Raw genomic sequence first — 11,328 nt, 5'->3', positions numbered from 1 at the left:
CTGTTCGAGCTGAAGACCACCAACTGGCTGTCCTTCTTCAAGAACGACGACAAGTACTCCCGCGAGAAGCTCTCCGGCGACCTGGAGCGCCTGCGCTCCTACTACCTGGACCGCGGCTACATCCACATGGACATCGCCTCCACCCAGGTGTCCATCACCCCGGACAAGAAACACGTCTACATCACCGTCAACATCAACGAGGGTGAGAAGTACAAGGTCCGCGAGGTGAAACTGACCGGCGACCTCAAGGTGCCGGAAGAAGAGATCAAGAAGCTGATGCTGGTCGAGCCGGGCCAGGTGTTCTCGCGCAAGGTGATGACCTCCACCTCCGACCTGATCACCCGCCGCCTGGGCAACGAGGGCTACACCTTCGCCAACGTCAACGGCGTGCCGGAAGCGCACGACGACGACAAGACCGTGTCCATCACCTACGTGGTCGACCCGGGCAAGCGCGCCTACGTCAACCGCATCAACTACCGCGGCAACACCAAGACCGAAGACCAGGTGCTGCGCCGCGAGATGCGCCAGATGGAAGGCGGCTGGGCCTCCACCTACCTGATCGACCAGTCCAAGCAGCGCCTGGAGCGCCTGGGCTACTTCAAGACGGTCAACGTCGAGACCCCGGCGGTACCCGGCACCGACGACCAGGTGGACGTCAACTACAGCGTGGAAGAGCAGCCCTCCGGCTCCATCACCGCCAGCATCGGCTTCGCCCAGGACGCGGGCCTGATCCTCGGCGGCTCGATCAGCCAGAACAACTTCCTGGGTACCGGCAACAAGGTCAGCATCGGCCTGACCAAGTCCGACTACCAGACCCGCTACAACTTCGGCTTCGTCGACCCCTACTGGACCGTCGACGGCGTGAGCCTGGGCTACAACGCCTTCTACCGCAAGACCGACTACGACAAGCTCGACGTCGACGTCTCCGACTACTCGGTGAACAGCCTCGGCGCCGGCGTCAGCATCGGCTACCCGATCAGCGAGACCTCGCGCCTGACCTACGGCCTGACCGTGCAGCGCGACACCATCGACACCGGCGCCTACACCGTCGACGAGATCTTCGACTTCCTCGAGAAGGAAGGCGACAACTTCACCAACTTCAAGGCCTCCATCGGCTGGTCCGAATCCACCCTGAACAAGGGCGTGCTGGCGACCCGCGGCCATTCCCAGAGCCTGGTGCTGGAGTCGACCATCCCCGGCAGCGACCTGTCGTTCTACAAGCTGGACTACCGCGGCCAGATCTTCGCGCCGCTGTCCGACACCTACACCATGCGCTTCCACACCGAGCTGGGCTACGGCGACGGCTACGGCTCCACCGACCGCCTGCCGTTCTACGAGAACTACTACGCCGGCGGCTTCAACTCGGTGCGCGGCTTCAAGGACAGCTCCCTCGGCCCGCGCAGTACGCCGAGTGTCGCCGACCCCGCGACCAGCATCGCAGCGGGTGGACCTGACGCCCGTGGCCGCTACACCGACCCGGACCAGGACCCGCAGGCCTTCGGTGGTAACGTGATGATCACCGGCGGCGCCGAACTGCTGTTCCCGCTGCCCTTCGTCAAGGACCAGAGCCAGCTGCGTACCGTACTGTTCTGGGACGTGGGCAACGTGTTCGACTCCGACTGCCCGCTGTCCAGCACCCAGGGCTGCGACGGCATCAAGCTCAACGACATGGCCATGTCCGTGGGCGTGGGCCTGACCTGGATCACCGCGCTGGGCCCGCTGAGCTTCAGCCTCGGTACCCCGATCAAGAAGCCGGACAACGCGGAAACCCAGATCTTCCAGTTCTCCCTGGGGCAGACCTTCTAATTCGCCGTATTGTTGTATAGACAACCTAGCTTTGTGCAGGAGTGCAATGTGCGTAAGTTGACCCAGTTCGTCCTGATCACCGCCGCCCTGATGGCGAGCCCCGCGTTCGCCGACATGAAGATCGCGGTACTCAACTACCAGATGGCACTCCTCGAGTCCGATGCGGCCAAGCAGTATGCCGTCGACGCCGAGAAGAAGTTCGGCCCGCAGCTGACCAAGCTGCGCGCCCTGGAAAGCGACGCCAAGGCCCTGCAGGACAAGCTGGTCAACGGCGGCAGCAAGCTGTCCCAGTCCGAGCGCGACAAGGCCGAGAACGACTTCAAGCAGAAGGCCCGTGACTTCCAGTTCCAGTCCAAGGAGCTGAACGAAGCCAAGGCCTCCGCCGACCGCGAGATGCTCAAGAAGCTCAAGCCGAAGCTGGACCAGGCCGTCGAGGAAACCATCAAGAAGGGCGGCTACGACCTGGTGGTCGAGCGCGGCGCGGTGGTAGACGTCAAGCCCCAGTACGACATCACCCGCCAGGTCATCGAGCGGATGAACCAGCTGCGCTGATGATGAGCCCGCGGTCCCATACCCTCGCCGAACTGGCAGCTCAGCTCCAGGCGGAGCTGCGCGGCGACCCGGCCGTGGTCATCCACGGCCTGGCCACCCTGCAGGACGCAGGCCCCGAGCAACTGAGCTTCCTGGCCAACCCACAGTACCGCAAGTTCCTGGTCGACAGCCGGGCCGGAGCGGTGCTGCTCACCGCCGCCGATGCCGAAGGCTTCGCCGGCAACGCACTGGTGGTGCCCGACCCCTACCTGGCCTACGCCGGGCTGTCGCACCAGTTCGATCCCAAGCCCAGGGCGCCCGCCGGCATCCACCCCACCGCGGTGGTCGATGCCAGCGCCAGCGTCGATCCCACGGCCAGCATCGGCCCCTACGTGGTGATCGAGGCCGGCGCGCAGATCGGCGCCGGCGTCACTCTCGGCGCCCACTGCTTCGTCGGCGCGCGCAGCGTGATCGGCGACGGCGGCTGGCTGGCCCCGCGCGTGACCCTCTACCACGACGTGCGCATCGGCAAGCGCGCGGTCATCCAGTCCGGCGCCGTGCTCGGCGGCGAAGGCTTCGGCTTCGCCAAGCAGCAGGGCGTCTGGCAGAAGATCGCGCAGATCGGCGGGGTGACCGTCGGCGACGACGTCGAGATCGGCGCCAACACCACCATCGACCGTGGTGCGCTGTCCGATACCCTGGTTGGCAACGGCGTCAAGCTGGACAACCAGATCATGATCGCGCACAACGTGCAGATCGGCGATCACACCGCCATGGCCGGCTGCTGCGGGATTTCCGGCAGCGCCAAGATCGGCAGGCATTGCATGCTCGCCGGCGGCGTCGGCCTGGTCGGGCACATCGAGATCTGCGACAACGTCTTCGTCACCGGCATGACCATGGTCACCCGCTCGATCACCGAGCCGGGCGCCTACTCATCCGGCACGGCCATGCAGCCCGCCGCTGAATGGAAGAAGAGCGCCGCCCGTATTCGCCAGCTCGACGACATGGCCCGTCGTCTGCAACAGCTGGAAAAGCGCCTGGCCGCCGTGACCCCGAGCGGAGACACTCCATCTGATGCGTGAGTCACGCATTTTTTGGCGTTTCCCTTTTCTGAACAGGCTCCCCTGAACATGATGGACATCAACGAGATTCGCGAATACCTGCCTCATCGCTACCCTTTCCTGCTGGTGGACCGGGTGGTGGAGCTGGACATCGAGGGCAAGCGCATTCGCGCCTACAAGAATGTCAGCATCAATGAGCCCTTCTTCAACGGCCACTTCCCGCAGCACCCGATCATGCCCGGCGTGCTGATCATCGAGGCCATGGCCCAGGCGGCCGGCATCCTCGGCTTCAAGATGCTCGACGTGAAGCCGGCCGACGGCACCCTGTACTACTTCGTCGGCTCCGACAAGCTGCGCTTCCGCCAGCCGGTGCTGCCGGGCGACCAACTGAACCTGCATGCCCAGTTCATCAGCGTGAAGCGCGGCATCTGGAAGTTCGACTGCCACGCCACCGTCGATGACAAGCCGGTGTGCTCGGCCGAAATCATCTGTGCGGAACGCAAACTATGAGTTTGATCGATCCTCGCGCCATCATCGATCCGCGGGCAAGGCTGGCCGACGACGTAGAGGTGGGCCCCTGGTCCATCGTCGGGCCGGATGTGGAAATCGGCGAAGGTACGGTGATCGGTCCGCACGTGGTGCTCAAGGGCCCCACGAAGATCGGCAGACACAACCGGATTTTCCAGTTCTCCAGCGTCGGCGAGGACACTCCCGACCTGAAGTACAAGGGTGAGGCGACGCGCCTGGTGATCGGCGACCACAACGTGATCCGCGAGGGTGTGACCATCCATCGCGGCACCGTCCAGGACCGCTCGGAAACCACCATCGGCGACCACAACCTGTTCATGGCCTACGTCCACGTCGGCCATGACAGCGTGATCGGCAACCACTGCATCCTGGTCAACAACACCGCGCTGGCCGGGCACGTGCACGTGGACGACTGGGCGATCCTCTCCGGCTACACCCTGGTGCACCAGTTCTGCCGCATCGGCGCCCACAGCTTCTCCGGCATGGGCACCGCCATCGGCAAGGACGTGCCGGCCTACGTGACCGTCTTCGGCAACCCCGCCGAGGCGCGCAGCATGAACTTCGAGGGCATGCGCCGCCGCGGCTTCAGCGCCGAGGCCATCCATGCCCTGCGCCGGGCCTACAAGGTGGTGTACCGCCAGGGCCTGACCGTGGAGGAGGCGCTCGCCGAGCTGGCCGAATCCGCCGCGCAGTTCCCGGAAGTCGCGGTGTTCTGCGCTTCCATCCAGAGCGCTACCCGCGGCATCACCCGCTGACCATGGCTGCGGGCACCGGCAAGCTGCGCGTCGCCCTGGTGGCGGGCGAGGCCTCGGGGGACATCCTCGGCGCCGGCCTGATGCAGGCCCTGCGCGAGCGTCATCCCGAGGTCGAGTTCATCGGCGTGGGCGGTGCGCGCATGCAGGCCCAGGGCCTGGTCTCGGAATTCCCCATGGAGCGCCTGGCGGTCATGGGCCTGGTCGAGGTTCTCGGCCGCCTGCGCGAGTTGCTGAAGCGCCGCAAGGACCTGATCCGTACCCTGATACTCGCGCGCCCCGACGTTTTCATCGGCATCGACGCGCCGGACTTCAACCTCGGCCTGGAACTGCAACTGCGCCGCGCCGGCATCCGCACCGTGCACTACGTCAGCCCCTCGGTCTGGGCCTGGCGGCAGAAGCGCGTGCTGAAGATCAAGCAGGCCTGCGACCTGATGTTGGCGCTGTTCCCCTTCGAGGCGAGGTTCTACGAAGAGCACGGCGTACCGGTGCGCTTCGTCGGCCATCCGCTGGCCAACACCATCCCCCTGGAAGCCGACCGCGCCGCCGCGCGCGAGCAGCTCGGGCTGCCGGCCGACGCCCAGGTGGTGGCGCTGCTGCCGGGTAGCCGCGGTGGCGAGGTGGGCAAGCTCGGTGCGCTCTTCCTCGACACCGCCGAACGCCTGCTGCAACAGCGGCCGGGCCTGCGCTTCGTGCTGCCCTGTGCCAGCCCCGAGCGGCGCGTGCAACTGGAGCAGATGCTGCAAGGCCGCCAGTTGCCGCTGCAACTGCTCGACGGCCAGTCCCACGAGGCCCTGGCCGCCTGCGACGCGGTACTGATCGCCTCCGGCACCGCCACCCTCGAGGCGCTGCTGTACAAGCGGCCGATGGTGGTGGCCTACAAGGTCGCGCCGCTGACCTACAAGATCCTCAAGCGCCTGGTGAAGAGTCCCTACGTCTCGCTGCCCAACCTGCTCGCCGGGCGCCTGCTGGCCCCCGAGCTGATCCAGGACGCGGCGACCCCCGAGGCCCTGGCGCAACACCTGCTGCCGCTGCTGGACGACGGCAGCGCGCAGACCGAATCCTTCGACGCCATCCACCGCGCCCTGCGCCAGGATGCGTCCGCGCAGGCCGCCGAAGCGGTGCTCGCCCTGGTGGAGAAACGCTGATGCAGATGGGCCTGGATTTTGACCTGGTCGAGGAACTGGTGGCCGGTGTCGACGAGGTGGGCCGCGGCCCGCTCTGCGGCCCGGTGGTCACCGCCGCGGTGATCCTCGACCCGGCGCGGCCGATCATCGGCCTGAACGACTCGAAGAAGCTCAGCGAGGCGCGCCGCGAGGCGCTGTTCGACGAAATCCGCGAGAAGGCCCTGGCCTGGTGCATCGCCCGCGCGGAGGTCGAGGAAATCGACCAGTTGAACATCCTCCACGCCACCATGCTCGCCATGCAGCGCGCGGTGGAAGGCCTGAGCGTCATCCCGAAACTGGCGCTGATCGACGGCAACCGCTGCCCGAAACTCAGGGTGCCGGCGGCCCCGGTGGTGCAGGGCGATGCCAAGGTGCCGGCCATCGCCGCCGCCTCCATCCTGGCCAAGGTCTCCCGCGACCGCGAGATGCAGGAAATGGAAGCCCTCTATCCCGGCTACGGCATCGGCGGGCACAAGGGCTACCCGACCCCGGTGCACCTGGAGGCGCTCAAGCGCCTGGGCCCGACGCCCATCCACCGGCGCTCCTTCGCCCCGGTGCGCGTGCTGCTGGAAAGCCCGACCGGCATCTTCTGAGCGCCACACGGCGGCAGTGGCGATCTGAAGCCTGTAGCTTTGCGGAGCGGGCCGGTACAATCGGCCGCTTATCGTTTCCGTGTTGCATAGGACCGTCATGACCGCCTCTTTCGTCCACCTGCGTCTGCACTCCGAGTACTCCCTGGTCGACGGCCTGGTCAGGGTCAAACCGTTGTGCAAGGCGGTGGCCGGCGCCGGCATGCCGGCAGTGGCGATCACCGACCAGAGCAACATGTGCTCGCTGGTGAAGTTCTACAAGACCGCCATGGGCGCCGGCATCAAGCCGATCTGCGGCGCCGACATCTGGCTGGCCAGCCGTGACGAGGACGGTCCGCTCAGCCGCCTGTCGCTGCTGGCGATGAACGCCAAGGGCTACCGCAACCTCACCGAACTCATCTCCCGCGGCTGGCAGGACGGCCAGCGCAACGGCGAGATCATCATCGAGCGCGACTGGCTGAAGCAGGCCGCCGAGGGCCTGATCGCACTGTCCGCGGCCAAGGAAGGGGAGATCGGCCAGGCCCTGCTCAGCGGCGACGACGCCCAGGCCGACTCGCTGCTGGCCGAATGGATGGAAGTCTTCCCGGACCGCTTCTACCTGGAAGTGCAGCGCACCGCGCGGGTCAACGACGAGGAGCACCTGCACGCCGCCGTGGCCCTGGCCGAGCGCAGCGGCGCGCCGCTGGTGGCCACCAACGACGTGCGCTTCATCAAGCAGGACGACTTCGAGGCCCACGAGACCCGCGTGTGCATCGGTGAAGGCCGCGCCCTGGACGACCCGCGCCGTTCGCGCAACTACTCCGACCAGCAGTACCTGAAGACCCCGGCGGAAATGGCCGAGCTGTTCAGCGACCTGCCCGAGGCCCTGGAGAACACCGTCGAGATCGCCAGGCGCTGCAACATCGAGGTGCAGCTGGGCAAGTACTTCCTGCCCAACTTCCCGATTCCCATCGAAGGCATGGACATCAACGACTACCTGCGCCATGTCTCCTACGAAGGGCTGGAGGAGCGCCTGGAGGTGCTGCTGCCCAAGGACACGCCGAACTACGAAGAGAAGCGGCAGGTCTACGTCGACCGCCTGGAGTTCGAGCTGGGCACCATCATCCAGATGGGCTTCCCCGGCTACTTCCTGATCGTGATGGACTTCATCAAGTGGGCCAAGAACAACGGCGTGCCGGTGGGCCCCGGCCGGGGTTCGGGCGCAGGTTCCCTGGTGGCCTACGTGCTGAAGATCACCGACCTCGACCCGCTGGCCTACGACCTGCTGTTCGAACGCTTCCTCAACCCCGAACGTATCTCCATGCCCGACTTCGACGTGGACTTCTGCATGGAAGGCCGCGACCGGGTGATCGACTACGTGGCCGACGCCTACGGGCGCAACGCGGTGAGCCAGATCATCACCTTCGGCTCCATGGCCGCGAAGGCGGTGGTGCGCGACGTGGCGCGGGTGCAGGGCAAGTCCTACGGCCTGGCCGACAAGCTGTCGAAGATGATCCCCTTCGAAGTCGGCATGACCCTGGACAAGGCCTTCGAGCAGGAAGAGATGCTCCGCGACTTCCTCAAGTCCGACGAGGAAGCCCAGGAAATCTGGGACATGGCCCTGAAGCTGGAAGGCGTCACCCGTGGTACCGGCAAGCACGCCGGCGGCGTGGTGATCGCGCCGACCAAGCTCACCGACTTCTCGCCGATCGCCTGCGACGAGGAAGGCGGCGGCCTGGTGACCCAGTTCGACAAGGACGACGTGGAAGCCGCCGGCCTGGTGAAGTTCGACTTCCTCGGCCTGCGCACCCTGACCATCATCAAGTGGGCGATGGAGATCATCCATCGCATCCAGCGCAAGGCCGGCGTCGCCGAGGCGGAGCTGGTCGATATCGACCGCATCGCGCTGGACGACAAGAAGACCTACGACCTGCTGCAGAAGGCCGAGACCACCGCGGTGTTCCAGCTGGAATCGCGCGGCATGAAGGAGCTGATCAAGAAGCTCAAGCCGGACTGCCTGGAAGACCTGATCGCACTGGTGGCGCTGTTCCGTCCCGGCCCGCTGCAGTCGGGCATGGTGGACGACTTCATCAACCGTAAGCACGGTCGCGAGGAAATCTCCTACCCGCACCCGGACTACCAGTACGCCGGCCTCGAACCGGTACTCAAGCCCACCTACGGCATCATCCTGTACCAGGAGCAGGTGATGCAGATCGCCCAGGTGATGGCCGGCTACACCCTCGGCGGCGCCGACATGCTGCGCCGCGCCATGGGCAAGAAGAAGCCCGAGGAGATGGCAAAGCAGCGCGGCGGCTTCATCGAGGGCTGCGCCAACAACGGCATCGACGGCAACCTCGCGGGCAACATCTTCGACCTGGTGGAAAAGTTCGCCGGCTACGGCTTCAACAAGTCGCACTCGGCCGCCTACGGCCTGGTTTCCTACCAGACCGCCTGGCTGAAGACCCACTGGGCGGCGCCCTTCATGGCCGCGGTACTCACCGCGGATATGCAGAACACCGACAAGGTGGTGACGCTGATCGAAGAATGCCGGCACATGAAGCTGCGCATCGTCGCCCCGGACGTGAACAACTCCGAGTTCCGCTTCACCGTCGACGACGACAACCAGATCGTCTACGGCCTGGGCGCGATCAAGGGCGTCGGCGAAGGCCCGGTGGAAGCCATCACCGAATGCCGCAACGAGGGTGGGCCGTTCAAGGACCTGTTCGACTTCTGCGACCGCATCGACCTCAAGCGCATCAACAAGCGTACCCTCGATGCGCTGATCCGCGCCGGCGCCCTGGACCGCCTGGGCCCGTACTTCCATGACGAGCCCAAGGCCTACCTGGCCGACATCGACCGCAACCGCGCGGTGCTGCTGGCGTCGATGGAGGAAGCCATCCAGGCCGCCGAGCAGACCGCGCGCAGCCACGACAGCGGCCACATGGACCTGTTCGGCGGGCTGTTCGCCGAGCCCGAGGCGGACGTCTACGCCAACCACCGCAAGGCCAAGGAACTCACCCTCAAGGAACGCCTGAAAGGCGAGAAGGACACCCTCGGCCTGTACCTCACCGGCCACCCGATCGACGAGTACGAGGGCGAGGTGCGCCGCTTCGCCCGCCAGCGCATCGTCGAGCTGAAGCCGGCGCGCGACACCCAGACCGTGGCCGGGCTGATCGTCAACCTGCGGGTGATGAAGAACAAGCGCGGCGACAAGATGGGCTTCGTCACCCTCGACGACCGTTCCGGGCGCATCGAGGCCTCGCTGTTCGCCGAGGCCTTCGCCGCCAACCAGGGCCTGCTGCAGACCGACGCCATGGTGGTGATCGAGGGCGAGGTCAGCCAGGACGACTTCTCCGGCGGCCTGCGCCTGCGCGCCAAGCGCGTCATGGGCCTGGAGGAGGCGCGCACCGCGCTGGCCGAGAGCCTGCGGCTGAAGGTCGCGGCGGACGCGCTCAAGGGCGACCGCCTGCGCTGGCTGGCCGACCTCTGCACCCGCCACCGCGGCAACTGCCCGGTGACCGTCGACTACAGTTCCAGCGACGCCCGTGCCCTGCTGCAGTTCGGTGACGACTGGCGCATCGACCCGGCCGATGCGCTGATTCAAGCCCTGCGTGACCAGTTCGGGCGCGACAACGTCTTCCTCAACTACCGCTAGCGTGAGCCGGTGGCCCCGTGCCGCCGCCCGCCAGTCTCGACCCTGGGCGCCCGATACCGTAAGGTAGGGCGCCATACGGACCAGGCCCTGCCGCCATTCAGCACGACGGATAGCCCATGAACCCGAACTTCCTCGATTTCGAACAGCCGATCGCCGACATGCAAGCCAAGATCGAAGAGCTGCGTCTGGTCGGCAACGACAACTCCATCAACATCAGCGATGAAATCGCCCGCCTGGAAGACAAGAGTCGCGCGCTGACCGAGAACATCTTCGGCAACCTGAGCAGCTGGCAGATCGCCCAGCTCGCGCGCCACCCGCGCCGGCCCTACACCCTGGACTACATCGAGCACATCTTCAGCGAGTTCGAAGAGCTGCACGGCGACCGCCACTTCGCCGACGACGCCGCCATCGTCGGTGGCGTCGCCCGCCTGGACGACCAGCCGGTGATGATCATCGGCCACCAGAAGGGCCGCGAAGTGCGCGAGAAGGTGCGCCGCAACTTCGGCATGCCGCGCCCCGAAGGCTACCGCAAGGCCTGCCGCCTGATGGAAATGGCCGAACGCTTCAAGATGCCGATCCTGACCTTCATCGACACCCCCGGGGCCTACCCGGGCATCGACGCCGAAGAGCGCGGCCAGAGCGAGGCCATCGCCTGGAACCTGCGCGTGATGGCGCGCCTGAAGACGCCGATCATCGCCACCGTCATCGGCGAGGGCGGCTCCGGCGGCGCCCTGGCCATCGGCGTCTGCGACAACCTGAACATGCTGCAGTACTCCACCTACGCGGTGATCTCCCCGGAAGGCTGCGCCTCGATCCTCTGGCGCACCGCCGAAAAGGCCCCGGAAGCCGCCGAGGCCATGGGCATCACCGCGGCCCGCCTGAAGGACCTGGGCATCGTCGACACCGTGATCCCCGAGCCCCTGGGCAGCGCCCACCGCGACCCGGCCGCCGCTGCGCAGAACATCCGCAACGCCATCAAGGCGCAACTGGGCGCCCTCAAGGGCCTGAGCGTCGACGAACTGCTGGCGCGCCGCTACGAGCGGCTGATGAGCTACGGGATTGCCTGAGGGCGGCGGCAGGCTACAGGCGGCAGGCTGCAGGCAAGAGCGAAGAGCCTGCCCAGCCCTGTAGGAGCGAGTTTGCTTGCGAACCTGGCAGGAGACGCCTCACTCCCAAACCGCTCCGAACAGCCCCCTCTCCCTTCAGGGAGAGGGTTGGGGAGAGGGAACAGCGTCAATCCCCCACACCGCAGCTACCGGA

Annotated in this window: 9 protein-coding genes; all 9 read left to right on the top strand. The window is 66.3% G+C overall.

The genetic code is table 11. The annotated features are described in order from the left end of the window. A partial coding sequence (gene bamA, locus VV867_RS12820; RefSeq protein WP_328566589.1) for an outer membrane protein assembly factor BamA occupies positions 1 to 1,806 on the top strand: 1,806 nt, incomplete at its 5' end. Positions 1,807 to 1,854: 48 nt separating this feature from the next. Continuing rightward, positions 1,855 to 2,358 (top strand): OmpH family outer membrane protein, encoded by a 504-nt coding sequence (locus tag VV867_RS12815; protein WP_109935171.1) that lies wholly within the window; start codon positions 1,855 to 1,857, stop codon positions 2,356 to 2,358. Further along, a complete protein-coding gene (gene lpxD / locus VV867_RS12810; RefSeq protein ID WP_328566588.1) occupies positions 2,358 to 3,419 on the top strand; it encodes a UDP-3-O-(3-hydroxymyristoyl)glucosamine N-acyltransferase in 1,062 nt (353 codons plus the stop codon). Before VV867_RS12815 ends, lpxD begins: the two co-directional genes overlap by 1 nt. Before the next feature lie 48 nt (positions 3,420 to 3,467). After that, positions 3,468 to 3,908, top strand: coding sequence for a 3-hydroxyacyl-ACP dehydratase FabZ (fabZ, locus tag VV867_RS12805; RefSeq protein ID WP_009616653.1), 441 nt, complete (start codon positions 3,468 to 3,470; stop codon positions 3,906 to 3,908). Further along, positions 3,905 to 4,681, top strand: coding sequence for an acyl-ACP--UDP-N-acetylglucosamine O-acyltransferase (lpxA, locus tag VV867_RS12800; RefSeq protein WP_109935169.1), 777 nt, complete (start codon positions 3,905 to 3,907; stop codon positions 4,679 to 4,681). The genes fabZ and lpxA overlap by 4 nt, the downstream gene beginning before the upstream one ends. A 2-nt stretch (positions 4,682 to 4,683) precedes the next feature. Then, on the top strand, positions 4,684 to 5,826 hold the full coding sequence (gene lpxB / locus VV867_RS12795) for a lipid-A-disaccharide synthase (RefSeq protein ID WP_328566587.1): 1,143 nt from the start codon (positions 4,684 to 4,686) through the stop codon (positions 5,824 to 5,826). Next, positions 5,826 to 6,437, top strand: a complete 612-nt coding sequence (gene rnhB / locus VV867_RS12790) for a ribonuclease HII (protein WP_109935167.1) — start codon at positions 5,826 to 5,828, stop codon at positions 6,435 to 6,437. The genes lpxB and rnhB overlap by 1 nt, the downstream gene beginning before the upstream one ends. A gap of 97 nt (positions 6,438 to 6,534) precedes the next feature. Beyond that, positions 6,535 to 10,068, top strand: coding sequence for a DNA polymerase III subunit alpha (gene dnaE, locus VV867_RS12785; RefSeq protein WP_328566586.1), 3,534 nt, complete (start codon positions 6,535 to 6,537; stop codon positions 10,066 to 10,068). A 116-nt stretch (positions 10,069 to 10,184) separates the two neighbouring features. Then, positions 10,185 to 11,135, top strand: a complete 951-nt coding sequence (locus VV867_RS12780) for an acetyl-CoA carboxylase carboxyltransferase subunit alpha (RefSeq protein WP_109935165.1) — start codon at positions 10,185 to 10,187, stop codon at positions 11,133 to 11,135. Positions 11,136 to 11,328: the final 193 nt, after the last annotated feature.

The organism is Pseudomonas sp. JH-2, assembly GCF_036231725.1.
In the GTDB taxonomy this organism is placed as follows: Bacteria; Pseudomonadota; Gammaproteobacteria; order Pseudomonadales; family Pseudomonadaceae; genus Pseudomonas; species Pseudomonas delhiensis.
Note: the sequence above shows the minus strand (reverse complement) of the source record. Positions and strands in the feature narration are given on the sequence as shown.

What these genes read in the sequence shown, in the direction of transcription:
- lpxD (WP_328566588.1), top strand. Translation starts at nt 2,358, where the DNA reads ATGATGAGCCCGCGGTCCCATACCCTCGCCGAACTGGCAGCTCAGCTC.
- fabZ (WP_009616653.1), top strand. Translation starts at nt 3,468, where the DNA reads ATGATGGACATCAACGAGATTCGCGAATACCTGCCTCATCGCTACCCT.
- lpxA (WP_109935169.1), top strand. Translation starts at nt 3,905, where the DNA reads ATGAGTTTGATCGATCCTCGCGCCATCATCGATCCGCGGGCAAGGCTG.
- lpxB (WP_328566587.1), top strand. Translation starts at nt 4,684, where the DNA reads ATGGCTGCGGGCACCGGCAAGCTGCGCGTCGCCCTGGTGGCGGGCGAG.
- rnhB (WP_109935167.1), top strand. Translation starts at nt 5,826, where the DNA reads ATGCAGATGGGCCTGGATTTTGACCTGGTCGAGGAACTGGTGGCCGGT.
- dnaE (WP_328566586.1), top strand. Translation starts at nt 6,535, where the DNA reads ATGACCGCCTCTTTCGTCCACCTGCGTCTGCACTCCGAGTACTCCCTG.
- VV867_RS12780 (WP_109935165.1), top strand. Translation starts at nt 10,185, where the DNA reads ATGAACCCGAACTTCCTCGATTTCGAACAGCCGATCGCCGACATGCAA.